12 protein-coding genes and 1 pseudogene are annotated in these 11,951 nt (G+C 37.5%); 6 read left to right on the top strand and 7 right to left on the bottom strand.

The genetic code is table 11. The features are described from left to right. Nucleotides 1-120: 120 nt before the first annotated feature. Both ACAY00_RS08160 and ACAY00_RS08155 read right to left on the bottom strand, forming a co-directional pair. Entirely contained in the window at nucleotides 121-1,881 is a 1,761-nt protein-coding gene (locus ACAY00_RS08160) for a DUF885 domain-containing protein (protein ID WP_371372317.1), read from the bottom strand. A gap of 151 nt (nucleotides 1,882-2,032) precedes the next feature. After that, complete coding sequence (locus tag ACAY00_RS08155) at nucleotides 2,033-3,223, bottom strand: class I SAM-dependent methyltransferase (RefSeq protein ID WP_371372315.1); 1,191 nt, start codon at nucleotides 3,221-3,223, stop codon at nucleotides 2,033-2,035. Between the two features lie 89 nt (nucleotides 3,224-3,312). Here ACAY00_RS08155 and ACAY00_RS08150 point away from each other — a divergent pair, with 89 nt between their 5' ends. Then, nucleotides 3,313-3,582: an acylphosphatase gene (locus tag ACAY00_RS08150; protein ID WP_371372312.1), complete on the top strand. Its 270-nt coding sequence runs from the start codon at nucleotides 3,313-3,315 to the stop codon at nucleotides 3,580-3,582. 148 nt (nucleotides 3,583-3,730) lie between these two features. Here the strand turns inward: ACAY00_RS08150 and ACAY00_RS08145 are convergent, their stop codons facing one another. The 3 genes from ACAY00_RS08145 to ACAY00_RS08135 form a co-directional block, all read right to left on the bottom strand. Continuing rightward, on the bottom strand, nucleotides 3,731-3,940 hold the full coding sequence (locus ACAY00_RS08145; RefSeq protein WP_371372310.1) for a DUF1653 domain-containing protein: 210 nt from the start codon (nucleotides 3,938-3,940) through the stop codon (nucleotides 3,731-3,733). Between the two features lie 33 nt (nucleotides 3,941-3,973). Next, nucleotides 3,974-4,282, bottom strand: a complete 309-nt coding sequence (locus ACAY00_RS08140; protein ID WP_371372308.1) for a DUF2007 domain-containing protein — start codon at nucleotides 4,280-4,282, stop codon at nucleotides 3,974-3,976. A gap of 133 nt (nucleotides 4,283-4,415) precedes the next feature. Continuing rightward, nucleotides 4,416-4,691 (bottom strand): HU family DNA-binding protein, encoded by a 276-nt coding sequence (locus ACAY00_RS08135; RefSeq protein ID WP_371372306.1) that lies wholly within the window; start codon nucleotides 4,689-4,691, stop codon nucleotides 4,416-4,418. 776 nt (nucleotides 4,692-5,467) lie between these two features. On the opposite strand from ACAY00_RS08135, the gene ACAY00_RS08130 reads away from it, so the two are divergent. From ACAY00_RS08130 to ACAY00_RS08110, 5 genes are all read left to right on the top strand, one after another. Then, nucleotides 5,468-5,989: a hypothetical protein gene (locus ACAY00_RS08130; protein WP_371372304.1), complete on the top strand. Its 522-nt coding sequence runs from the start codon at nucleotides 5,468-5,470 to the stop codon at nucleotides 5,987-5,989. 98 nt (nucleotides 5,990-6,087) lie between these two features. Then, entirely contained in the window at nucleotides 6,088-7,278 is a 1,191-nt protein-coding gene (locus tag ACAY00_RS08125) for a cation:proton antiporter (protein ID WP_371372302.1), read from the top strand. Between the two features lie 2 nt (nucleotides 7,279-7,280). After that, the gene (locus ACAY00_RS08120) at nucleotides 7,281-7,928 is read left to right on the top strand and encodes a potassium channel family protein (protein WP_371372299.1); all 648 of its coding nucleotides are present in this window, start codon (nucleotides 7,281-7,283) and stop codon (nucleotides 7,926-7,928) included. 62 nt (nucleotides 7,929-7,990) lie between these two features. Next, nucleotides 7,991-8,329 carry a DUF3302 domain-containing protein gene (locus ACAY00_RS08115; RefSeq protein ID WP_371372297.1) on the top strand — a complete coding sequence of 113 codons (339 nt, stop codon included), beginning with the start codon at nucleotides 7,991-7,993 and terminating at the stop codon, nucleotides 8,327-8,329. Then, nucleotides 8,329-9,477, top strand: a complete 1,149-nt coding sequence (locus ACAY00_RS08110) for an HlyD family secretion protein (RefSeq protein WP_371372295.1) — start codon at nucleotides 8,329-8,331, stop codon at nucleotides 9,475-9,477. Before ACAY00_RS08115 ends, ACAY00_RS08110 begins: the two co-directional genes overlap by 1 nt. A gap of 56 nt (nucleotides 9,478-9,533) precedes the next feature. Here the strand turns inward: ACAY00_RS08110 and ACAY00_RS08105 are convergent, their stop codons facing one another. Both ACAY00_RS08105 and ACAY00_RS08100 read right to left on the bottom strand, forming a co-directional pair. Continuing rightward, complete coding sequence (locus ACAY00_RS08105; RefSeq protein ID WP_371372293.1) at nucleotides 9,534-10,115, bottom strand: DUF4136 domain-containing protein; 582 nt, start codon at nucleotides 10,113-10,115, stop codon at nucleotides 9,534-9,536. A gap of 856 nt (nucleotides 10,116-10,971) precedes the next feature. Continuing rightward, a pseudogene (locus ACAY00_RS08100) lies at nucleotides 10,972-11,945 on the bottom strand (IS3 family transposase); the annotation flags it as partial. Nucleotides 11,946-11,951: the final 6 nt, after the last annotated feature.

Here is an 11,951-nt window from a genome sequence, read left to right as displayed (position 1 = left end):
GTATCCGTTAAAGGTTTTCGATGGTTGTTGATAAGCACTAGGCTGGTTTTTTATATTAAGCGTTTTATGCAGCAAGTGGGTCTATTGATGAAAATGATAATGTTAGCGTTTAAACATTGATTATTGAGAAATAAACTCAGTCATCACCGCGTTACGTAACAAAGCAGGCGGTAATAAACCCTGTGCCAGCAAAAAGTCATGATATTTCTTTTGATCAAACGCGTCTTGCATTAATAATTCGGTTTCAACTCGTAAGTCCATCAAGCGACAATAGCCATTAAAATAGGAAATAGCTTGCCCAGGTGAGCGAATACTGTATCTGTCTAATTCCGATTGGGCCATGGCCGTAGAGAGTACGATATCGTCGGTTAATATTCTTAATGCTTGGTCTTTGGTTATCGAGCCCGTATTTAATCCAATGTCGAGCAAAACCCGGGCCGAACGAATGAGTCGGCTCCAGTTTGTGGCAAATTGCCCTTCGAGGGTTAAAAACGGCTTAACTTCTTCTTCCATATAAAGCGCCCAGCCTTCTACATTGACCGAATTAAAGGCAAATAGCATACGGGCAATACTGACGCCGTTTTCAACCATGGCAGCAAATTGTAACTCATGACCGGGGCGAGCTTCGTGCGCAGAAAGTGGCCAAGCAGCCGCTTCATAGGTAAAATCATCAATGCTTACCTGTTCGCCATTTTGTCCTGTTGGTAATTTTAACGGCAATACAAATTCGCCGATTTCACCGGTATTATGAATCAAGCGTGGGGGCTTCATAAACGGTGCTGGTACCATCGCACTTTCGGCGTTTGAAGCGATACGAATATTTAGTGCTCGTTTGGGTAATGATACAATATTGTTTTTCTTTATAATGGCTTCTAATACATCATTTTTTTCTCGAAAAAAAGGCAATATTTTGTCGCCTGTTATTTGCTCGGACTTTAACCTTTTGAGCACATAGCGGTAGTCATTAATCGGAAAGTCTTTTCGTTGCGCTATTTGTCGTGCCAACCCATTCATATTGTTTTGTAATTGTTTAAACTCAACCCGAGCCCTTGATTGCAACTGATCTAATGGCATATCAATACCATATTGTTTGAGATTAAATTGATAAAGCTCTGTAGGTAAACGAAAGTCCTCACGAGCATGGGGTAAAATTTGACTCTTAAGGAACATTTTATACTGGACGGCTTGTTGTTTTAATTTTTGCAAGGCGGGTCGATAGCCCTCAATGTTATAACGTTGAAATAGTTGGCTAATTTCTGACAACAAAGTGTCAATCGAGTTTAAATGTTGGCTTACTTGTTGTTTTATTGGGGATTGCTTGTTGGTCGTTGCTAAATCGGCCTTCATACGGGCAATGGCCTGAGTTAGTAACGGGGTATAACCACGGGTTGAGCCAGTATATTTATTTAACCGAGTTAATGCGGCTTGATGTTGTTCGGGACTATTTTGAGGATCGAGCAAATTGCGTAACCCGTTATAAATCAGCGATGGAATATTTTGATAATACTTCAGGTGTTTATTTTTAAGTTTAATGCCTGCAATGGCTTGGTTACCAGCATCAATTAAAATAACCAAGTCTTGTTTCACCTTTGACTGCGATGTTGATGCAATCGCCAACTGTTTTTTTAAAGCGACAATGGCCGATGCTAAATCCTCTATTTGTTGTTGTTCATTGGCTTGAGTAACATTGCTGATGGCTTTATCAAAACCGTCGACGCCAAACTGGGAAGCATTTTCTGGCTCATAGGTTGCCATTACTTTTAATAAAATTTGGCTATGTTGGTTACTCTCGTTAACCCAATGGGAAACAGTACTGGCATTGGCGATAACCGGTGGCGCAAGTAAGCAAAATAGCAAAAATAGCCGAGGTATTTTAATCATTGATTAATAACCGTTTTAAATAACGTAAGATGTCTTAAGGTTAAGTGTTAGCGACAATGACCAGAATGGCAAAAGTGGGGCGATGAAAACCTGATCTTATGAAGATCAGGTTAAAAACTGACTAGGGCGATTAATCTTATTTACAAGAAAATTAATCCATTTGGCAAATAAGACCTTTAAGATAATAGCCTTCTGGATAATTTAACGAAATAGGGTGATCTGCTGCCTGCTGTAGTCGTTCTATAATGCGTCCTTCACGGTTGGCATCTAAGGCTGCATCGGCAACAATTTTTTGAAATAAGCCCGCATCCATTAACCCAGAGCAAGAGAATGTAAACAATAAGCCATTTTTGTTTAACAGTTGCATGGCTAACATATTAATGTCTTTATAGCCTCGACATGCTCCCTTAAGTTGGGCTTTTGAATCGGCAAACTTTGGTGGATCCAATATGATCATGTCAAATTTTTTGCCTTCGTCGCGATATTGACGAAGCAGTTTAAACACATCTTTTTTTAGAAACTGTACGTTGTTATCGGCTAAACCATTTAATTGTAAATTCTGTTTGGCTAAATCGAGGGCGGTCTGAGACACATCTACATTGATGACTTCTTTTGCGCCTGCATGTGCGCAGTGAAGAGAGAAAGTGCCAGTGTATGAGAAGCAATTTAAAATGGTTTTCCCACTTGCGTATCTGCCTGCCGCTACCCTTGAATCTCTTTGGTCAAGATAAAATCCGGTTTTATGGCCCTGTTCAACATCGACTTTTATTTTTAAACCATGCTCTTCTATAACGGTTTCGGTTGAACTTAAAGGGTCGCTAATCCAACCTTTGGTGAGTTCAAGTCCCTCTTTTTTTCGTACATCAACATCTGAACGTTCATAAATTGCATGCTCTGGGTAAAGCTCATTTAATACCGAAAATAGGGTGTGGCGATGAAAATCAGCCCCCGCGCTTAGCAATTGGCAACAAATAATTTGGTTATATACATCTATGGTTACCCCTGGCAGATTATCCGACTCACCTGCAATTAAACGATAGCCTGTTAAACCACCATCTGAGATAGCTTTGAGTCGACATAATTTTGCATTTTCTATCCGAGTTTTGAAAAAGTCCCTATCTACCTGCTCTGCTTGGTCAAACGTCCACACTCTGACCCGAATTTGAGAATTAGGTGAATATGCACCTTTAGCTATCCAATTTCCTTTACTATCATATATATCTATAGTCTCTCCAGAAAGCGGATCACCGATCACCTTATTGACGGCTTTAGAAAATACCCAAGGGTGACGACGGAGCAAAGATTTTTCTCTGCTAGGATTTAACATTATTCGTGCGGACATACTATATTTCTTTATAAATGAAAAAGAGCACTGATTGTAAACAATGCGGCATCAGGAAACAATCAAGCGACAATAACAAAGGGTTAAATATGAAAGTTTGCTATATTGCAAAGGTAACAGGCAAAGTGCAGGGTGTCTACTTTAGAGCATCGGCACAAAATCAAGCGATTGATTTAAGCCTAAGCGGATATGCGCATAATCAAGAAGACGGTAGTTTGGAAGTCATGGTGTGTGGCGATGAATACAACGTTCAGCAAATGATTGACTGGTTACATGAGGGACCAGAAGACGCGGAAGTGGTTAACGTTGTGACAGAGCAGACACCGCCAAGAGATCTTAATCATTTTTCTATCGGTTAAATATTAAACAGTTAATCCGATGATCCAGCATTTTCATGGTGGCATATTTGTTTGTCATTTAGCTACGTTGCAGCAAAGTGGCTAAAACTATATTATTGTGATTATCTGTTTTGGTTGCAAAATCATCTGCAACAACGTTTATATGCTCTTACCCTATAAAGCGAAAACGAGGCATGGTTTTACCATCGCGTTCAATGATTTCGGTAAACATCGACAAAGGTCTGATCCAAATCCCCCTGTCGCCATATAATGGCTGATAGACCACAAACTCTTCCTCTGTTTCACTGTGTCTTGCCAGGTGTAGGACTTGATAAAAATTACCTTTAAAATGTTGGTATTTACCCACTGGGATGCTCATCTAAATTCTCTTATAAACAAATAAAGCTAAAGTTTAAGGCTTTAGGGTCCCACATTGCCAGCAAATTTCGAAATTGGCGTCAATTTTTTCACGGCAAGAATGGCACTCCCAAAGGGTGGTATCAATAACCCCTGATTTTTGTTGCTCAATTAATTGATTCGCTAAGTCAGCTTGTTCAGGGTTAATAAGCCAAACTTGAGGCCAACATTCAACGCTTGGAACTTCACCGGCTATAGAGGTTAAATTTTGATTTTTTATGATGCACTCTATTTGGTGACTTTCTAGAATATTTTTTATGTGGTGCACTTGGATCAAATTGTCAGCGCTATATATTTTTTGCATGTTGACTCCAAACGTCTGCTTTTCTTCAATATAAATCAAAGTTCGGTTTATTCACAATAGGGCCCGTGTTTTTGCTCGCATTAAAAATAAAAAAGCCGCTGATGCGGCTTTTTTATTGGAGATATTAACTAAATTAAGAGTTACATGCTTCTTTTAGAGCTTTACCTGCTTTAAAGCCTGGTGCTTTAGTTGCAGCGATTTGAATTTCAGCACCTGTTTGTGGGTTACGTCCAGTGCGCGCTGCACGGTCACTTACTTTAAAAGTACCGAAACCAACAAGTGAAACATCACCACCGTTTGCTAACTCTTCAGTTACAGTGTTGATTAAGCTGTCAAGTGCACGTGTAGCAGAAGCTTTTGAAATATCAGCGCCTTCGGCCATTTTAGAAACTAATTCACCTTTGTTCATTGGGATTCCTTTTGTTACTAGTTGTTATTATTTATAAGTGCAAATCCATACTAGATAAAATTGAATTGATGAGCAATACCTTACCTAAAGTTTTTTTACTTATTTGTTAAAAAAATGATAAAAGGTAGGTTTTTAGAGGCTTATGCCTATTTCAAAGGCAAAAACTAGAGGGTTTTCAGGAGCAGTTGGTTAAATAATAGGTTAAAGTTTAACCCTGTGATGGCCAAAGTTTAACCCCATGTTGGATTTTTATATCAAGCTCAGGCACGTTTTGTTAGCCAAATTAAGGTTGAACAGCATAAAACTTTTATCTTAACCTGACGATCAATTAGCTGTGGCAGAAAATAATGTTTTAAGGAGCATTTTAATACGGTCAAAACGACCATGATCATAGTGTTATTATGAATTCTTATTTTTGACTGGAAAACTAATAGTAAAATAAGGAAATAAGGAAATAAGGAAATAGATGAAATGAAGGAAATTGGTTGCGGGAGCCAGATTTGAACTGACGACCTTCGGGTTATGAGCCCTAATTTTTTTACCTTTCTTAATGTATTTTATGTCCTTTCTATTTACTTTGATTTTCTTAGTGTCTGAAATATATAGAAAAGTCATATCAAATTTGTGACAAATGTGACTGATTGAGATGAACGTCTGTTTATAGAGTTGTCACAAATTAAAACTTTAATCTATGGTTGATAATAACGATTATTGACCTTCGGCCTTATTTTCTGGTGAGTGGGTTTACTTACATTGCGTGAATAAGGTAAGAAAAATTGACTAACAACCACAGCTTTATCCAAAACCTGAAAAAAGAACTTTCTGTGCACAGTTTTATGGAAGCAAAAGAGTTACTCGATAAAGTCAGTATGCGTGAATATGGATATATCGTTGAAGTAGTTAAACGCCTTTATGAAAGCTATCAGCTAGCGCTTACCCTTGAATGTCCAAGAAAGATTAAACAAAGCATCTCTAGACGTCATCAAGCTCTTGAAGCAATAATAAACAGCCAAACGTATGCTAATTATTCACAAGTCAGATTACCTCATAACGCTATTAGAGGGCGGATTCAGGAATACCCTATAACAGCGTTATTAGTCCAGAGTTTCTCGAGCGCATTACCACAAAAGAAAAGGGAGTTATTATTATTATTGACGTTCATCGTAGTCGAAATATTGTTATCTATTGGCGAACGTGAAAACAGTAAACAAGACCATGCGATTAGTCAATCTATAGTTAATAAAACTGAGAATAATCAACGCCCTAAGTCGCCGTGTCTACAATTTAGATTTTGCTAAGTCTTTTCTTAGAAAAAACTACTCACTTAATAAGTTTTGTATTTCAATTAATACCTATAACGCTTATGCTTATATACAGATAATAATAAGGACGTATCATGCATGACCATCAGGCGCTCATTGTTACCGCTTTTTTGATACTTGTTTTTGGTTTGGTGAGCAAACTTTCGGAAAAATCACCTATAACAGCCCCCATGTTTTTTTTGGCCGCTGGAATCTTATTTAGTTTTATCGGTTTATTTGATGTCCATGTTGAAATGGGGTTGATTAAAACCCTTGCTGAATTAACCTTAATTATCATTCTGTTTGTGGATGCATCATTAATTAAATTTGATAAATTAGGTCAAGCTCTTTCAGGTATCCCAACAAGGCTACTAGCTATTGGCTTACCATTAACTATGATTCTTGGAAGCGTAATAGGTTCACTCTTGTTCCCTCATTGGAGCATTTGGCTGATTGTTTTAATCGCCTTAATTTTATCTCCAACCGATGCAGCATTAGGTCAGGCGGTTATTAAAAGTGAGAAAGTTCCAAAAAACATTCGAGATTCGGTAAGTATTGAAAGTGGTTTAAACGACGGTATTGCACTACCGCCAATTTTAGTTTGTATTGCAGCATTATCTGCACCAGACGGAATGCTACCAGAAGGAGGTAATTGGTTTAATTATTTATTTTTACAATTAACTCTTGGGCCTTTGATTGGTGCTTTAATTGGCTGGGGAGGCGGTAAAGCGATTGAATTCGCCTCGAAAAGGGATTGGATGGCACCTACTTTTCAACAATTGTCGTCAGTTTCTTTAGCAATTGTAGCGTTTGCATTCGCTGAGTTGTTTCATGGCAATGGTTTTATTAGCGCATTTTTTGCTGGTTTAATATTGGCAGTACAAACTAAAGATATTCGTCACAGAATTCAAGAGTTTGGAGAGGCAGAGGGGCAATTATTCTCACTTTCCATTTTCTTCTTGTTAGGGTTGGTTGCAGTACCTACTTTCTTCCCATATTGGAATATGCAAACCTTTATTTATGCGCTACTTAGTTTAACTCTTATTAGAATGTTACCGGTATTTCTGTCTTTACAAGGTACCCAACTTTCGACATCGAAAAAGCTTTTCGTTGGGTGGTTTGGCCCAAGGGGGATAGCTTCGGTATTGTATTTACTGATAGTAATTGCCGAACTCGGTTCTACAGGATACGAAGAGGCACTTTCTGTTGTAGTTCTCACCGTAATATTGAGTACATTTTTACATGGGATTAGCGCAACGTTTCTAACGAATAAAATAAGTAGGTAGAAGTGAATTTATCCTTTTTTATTTTGCTAATTAGCCTTGTGTCCTTGCTTATTTTACCTAGCTTTTTTGAGCTTTATTGGCAAAGAATAGTAAGGATTTCATTGTTAATTACTATCATGTATGCGTTTTTAAATTTGGTTAAAATTCGTCATTGGGAGTTGCGAGTAGGCAGCTTTCTCGCATTGATTACCTTATGTTTAAACATACTTTGTTTAGAATATAATAACGAACATATAATACTAGCTACCATATTTATCAATATAGTTTTTCACGCTTTCATTATTGTTGAATTGCTAAGGTTTATAATTAATAGTCAAACTGTGAATGGCAATACGTTATCAGCCGCCGCATGCACATACTTAGTCATAGGATTGGTTTGGAGCTATATTTATGCATTAATTGACTTCTATAGTCCTGGTGCAATTTTATCTATAGATTCAAACAATGTTTTTGAATACTTTCCACAGTATTTATATTTTAGCTTCGTAACAATAACCACATTAGGCTATGGTGATATTTCACCAACTACAAATATAGCGCAAAATTGGGTAGTTTTTGAAGCAATTGTAGGGCAATTTTATTTAGCCATTTTAATTGCTAGATTAGTTGGACTTTATCAACCAAACAAAATTAAAGTAAAACAAGATTGAAAGAAAATTACTTTTTATAAATGTTAACATTATTTTAGAAAATCTATATCACGGGACTTATTATGGATTATGCAGCGTTGTTTTTAGTCTTTTTTGTCGGTATTGTCATTTTTTATGGCATTATCGTCATTCATGACATTCCTTATGAAATAGCTGTTCATCGAAACCATCCTCATCAAGATGCATTACATGTGGCGGGGTGGATCAGTCTGTTTACCTTGCATGTGATTTGGCCATTTTTATGGATATGGGCCACGCTTTATCGTGAAGATAGAGGTTGGGGGTTTAGCGGGAGTCAAACAACTACTGATTTATCTCAACTTAAATCAGAACTAGACGCTGTTAAAAGTGAATTAAATGAACTTAAACAACAACTATCAGCGGATAAAGGAGAAGAATAATGGACTTAATAATTATCTTAACCTATACCGCTATTTGTACGGTTGTTTTTAAAGTTTTTAAAATTCCAATGAACAAATGGACAGTACCCACGGCTGCTCTAGGTGGTATTGGGATATTGGCAACATTACTTATATTGATGAATTACAATCACCCATATGCAAAATATGGCAAAGAAATTTTTGTCAGTGTTCCTATTGTTCCTAACGTTACAGGCACAGTAAAAACTGTTGATGTACAAGCAAACCAGCCGGTTAAGCAAGGCGACTTATTGTTCACGATTGACCCTACACCTTTTCAAGCAAAAGTCGATCAATTAACTGCGCAACTAGTGGATGCCAGAAGTGCTGATTTACAAAATGACCAAAATTTGCAAACAGCGATAGCGAACGTAGCGCAAGCACAAGCAGATAGAGATAGAAAAAACGATAATTATCAACGCTACCTTCAGGGTAAAAACAATGCTGGGGAAAACTCACCGTTTACTGAACAAGAGCTAGAAAATAGAAAAAAACTATTTGAAGCCGCTGAATCAAAACTTACCGCAGTTAAGTCTGAGCAGCAACGTGTCAAGTTAGTCGCTGAAGCACAAATTGCAGGAGTTAATCCGAAAGTTGCACAGTTACAAGCACAGTTAGATAAAGCAATGTTTGACTTAAGTAACACTGAGATTCGCGCACCATCAGATGGTGTAGCAACGCAAGTTGCACTTCGCCCAGGTGTTCGCGCAGCATCACTGCCTCTACGTCCTGTTATGACCTTTATTCCCAAAGAGAAAAGACGGTTTGCCGGACTTTTTTGGCAAAATTCTTTGTTAAGAATGGAACATGGTTCAGAAGCTGAAGTGATATTTGATAGTGTCCCGGGGCGTGTATTTAAAGGTAAGCTTGTTCAACTATTACCGGCGATGTCTGAAGGTGAATTTCAAGCTAATGGTCAATTGATCTCTGCGAAAAAGCTTGCAGCACATGGGTTTGCTGTAGGTATCATCGAGTTGGAAGATGATTTATCAGAATTTAACTTGCCTTTAGGAGTACAAGGTAAAGCTGTGGTCATTAATGGAAATCATGATCCATTGCATGTGTCATTGATGCGTAGGATATTGTTAAGAATGATGGGGTGGATTAACTATGTTTACCCAATCAAGTGACAAACAGTAAGTAATAAAAAGCACTACTATTGTAGTGCTTTTTTTTATTGACGGATTTATCGTTTAAACTGATTCAATATCTCTGAAACAACTAGCTCTAAGGTGGCAGAACGATCTTTAGCGTCTGATTTTTTAAGCTTTTTAGTTGCCCAGCCATGCCAAGCTGGTTGCTTCGTTTTTACATCATAAATGTCAATCGCTAACATGCCTTCTGTATACTGTCTTACTTCAGTTTCGTTTGGCCAAGGAGCAGAAAAACCTGCGCCATAATAGCCTCCGTAGTAGCGTCTTCCCCACGTGAATGAGTGATAGCTAGAGGGATAAGAATTAACTTTAATTTTATCTCTGCTGCCGACAGAAAATGATACGGTAAAATCAGCTTCTTCCTGGTTTGAGACAAGCTTAAATCCTTGCGATAATAATTTCTTTTCAATTGAATCTGCTATCTCAAGTTTTAGTATAGGGCTCATTCTCTTAGGTGTGGCTATCGCTTTCGATTCATTTAACCATGTAAATGTTTGGTAATTAGTTGTATCTACTTTTTCATTTACGTCAAAATTGAGTTTTGGGTCATAAGTGGATTGACAAGCACCTATAAAAAATCCTACAAAACATATTAAACTGAGCTTTTTAAACATTGTCCCTTCCTTTTATATCTTGGCTTTCTTTTAAGCAAATGATAGTACCTATTTCATATTTAGGCTTTTTACAAAAAAACGCTATTAGAAAAAGCCTAATTCATAAGATACAAAGTATTGTTATTCAAATATATGTTTTTTCACAGTTGTTTTTATCTAGTGCACTCCCTGGCCGATAATGATTACTTAATCCGACACCAAGATTGTTACACTCAATAGTTAGAAACTAACATCTGTTTTTCGATACTTATTTTTGTTTATTGTGCGAGATAACCTTTGTAAAACGTTAGATAGGTTATATATTAAAAAATAGCCAACAATGAGAGAAAAACCTTTGTTTTTTCAATATAATACGGATTACTGGCTTTGTGTCTTAGAATAAAAAATAAGGAAACATATTCATGAAACTTGGCACTCAACTATTGCTAATTAGCTAATTAGCTCATTAGCCGCGCTTTCCTCTTGTACAAGCAATTCAAATAATGATTCAGCTCAAACGATAGAGCCAAAAGTTATTAATCCATGTAAAAAAATTAATGCGTTAATTGATGAATATGACAATAACTTTAACCGTATTAAGCTAGAACAAACTAACATGCGGTTTAGTCAAGTATGGAAAGCTAAATATCATCTAGTTGGTGATAGTTGTCAGATTTTCGCTTGGGGAAATGATAGACACACTTATTCATGCAGCGTATCTGCTCCTAATAAAGAAATAGTCGACTATTATTTTAACAACGCAAAAAATACCGCTCAATCTTGTCTAGGTGAACAATGGCAATCTGCTGAGGGACCTAGAACAAAAGACCAAGGCTATAAGGTTGAATTTACTCAACCAGGTAAGTATATTCTCTATATCCCAACAGTTTCCTCGTCGACTCATGCTTTGCTTTATCTGATATCGCCAGATAGTTTGCCTAAATTTACGGCTTGTATAATGACTGCCTTGATCTGAATGAAAAATAACATCAGAAGGCTTATCTCTGCTTTCATAAGCCATCATTAAGGCCTTGCTTGTTAAAGCACTATCTGGTGATAACGACATTGCCCAGCCAACAGGCTTACGGGCAAATAGATCTATAACAACCGCAAGATAGGCCCAGCGGTTTCCTACCCAAACGTAAGTAACGTCACCACACCAAACAGTATTTGGCTCAACTACATCAAACTGTCTATCTAGTAAGTTTGGTATTTCAACATGCTCTTTAGCGCCTTTTTTATAGCTATGCTGAGGCATTTGGCAGCTAACTAGCTCAAGCTCTCGCATTAGCTTAGTTGCTCGGTATCGACTTAAATCAAAACCACGGTTTGATGCTATATCCGCTATCGTTCTAGCACCTGCTGAGCCGTTGCTCTCTCGGTGAATTTGCTTAACTTCACTTAGCAAGCGTAATTTATCTGCTGGGATCGATTTATCCCTGATACGCCAGTATTTATAACTACTGCGGTGAACCCCAAACACTTCACATAAGGTTTTTATGCGGTATTTAGCCTTGTTGCTCTGATTGAGTTTCTCGATTAATTCGAATTGTTCAGGGAGTCTGACATCAACAGAGCGGTAGCCTTTTTTAGAATTTCCTTTTCTAATTCAATACGCTCTATCTTTTTCTTCAGCTCACGAATTTCTATTTGCTCTGGCGTCATTGGTGACGCTTTAGGTGCTTGACCTGTACGCTCTTCTTTTAACTGTTTCACCCATTTACTTATGGTTGAATAACCAACGCCCATTGCTTGAGCTGCCTCTGCATGAGTGTAGCCGTTATCGACGACTAATTGGGCTGTTTCTAATTTGAATTCTGGAGCGTAATTTGGTTTTTTCTTCTTTGCCATTTGTGT

This window comes from Thalassotalea sp. 273M-4 (genome assembly GCF_041410465.1).
Lineage (GTDB): Bacteria > Pseudomonadota > Gammaproteobacteria > Enterobacterales > Alteromonadaceae > Thalassotalea_A > Thalassotalea_A aquiviva.
This window is presented reverse-complemented; position numbering and strand designations above follow the sequence as displayed.

Excerpts from the sequence above, each read along its gene's own strand:
- ACAY00_RS08135 (WP_371372306.1), bottom strand. The coding sequence starts at position 4,691 with ATGAACAAAGGTGAATTAGTTTCTAAAATGGCCGAAGGCGCTGATATT.
- ACAY00_RS08115 (WP_371372297.1), top strand. The coding sequence starts at position 7,991 with ATGGATTATGCAGCGTTGTTTTTAGTCTTTTTTGTCGGTATTGTCATT.
- ACAY00_RS08105 (WP_371372293.1), bottom strand. The coding sequence starts at position 10,115 with ATGTTTAAAAAGCTCAGTTTAATATGTTTTGTAGGATTTTTTATAGGT.
- ACAY00_RS08150 (WP_371372312.1), top strand. The coding sequence starts at position 3,313 with ATGAAAGTTTGCTATATTGCAAAGGTAACAGGCAAAGTGCAGGGTGTC.
- ACAY00_RS08155 (WP_371372315.1), bottom strand. The coding sequence starts at position 3,223 with ATGTCCGCACGAATAATGTTAAATCCTAGCAGAGAAAAATCTTTGCTC.
- ACAY00_RS08110 (WP_371372295.1), top strand. The coding sequence starts at position 8,329 with ATGGACTTAATAATTATCTTAACCTATACCGCTATTTGTACGGTTGTT.
- ACAY00_RS08145 (WP_371372310.1), bottom strand. The coding sequence starts at position 3,940 with ATGAGCATCCCAGTGGGTAAATACCAACATTTTAAAGGTAATTTTTAT.
- ACAY00_RS08125 (WP_371372302.1), top strand. The coding sequence starts at position 6,088 with ATGCATGACCATCAGGCGCTCATTGTTACCGCTTTTTTGATACTTGTT.
- ACAY00_RS08160 (WP_371372317.1), bottom strand. The coding sequence starts at position 1,881 with ATGATTAAAATACCTCGGCTATTTTTGCTATTTTGCTTACTTGCGCCA.
- ACAY00_RS08140 (WP_371372308.1), bottom strand. The coding sequence starts at position 4,282 with ATGCAAAAAATATATAGCGCTGACAATTTGATCCAAGTGCACCACATA.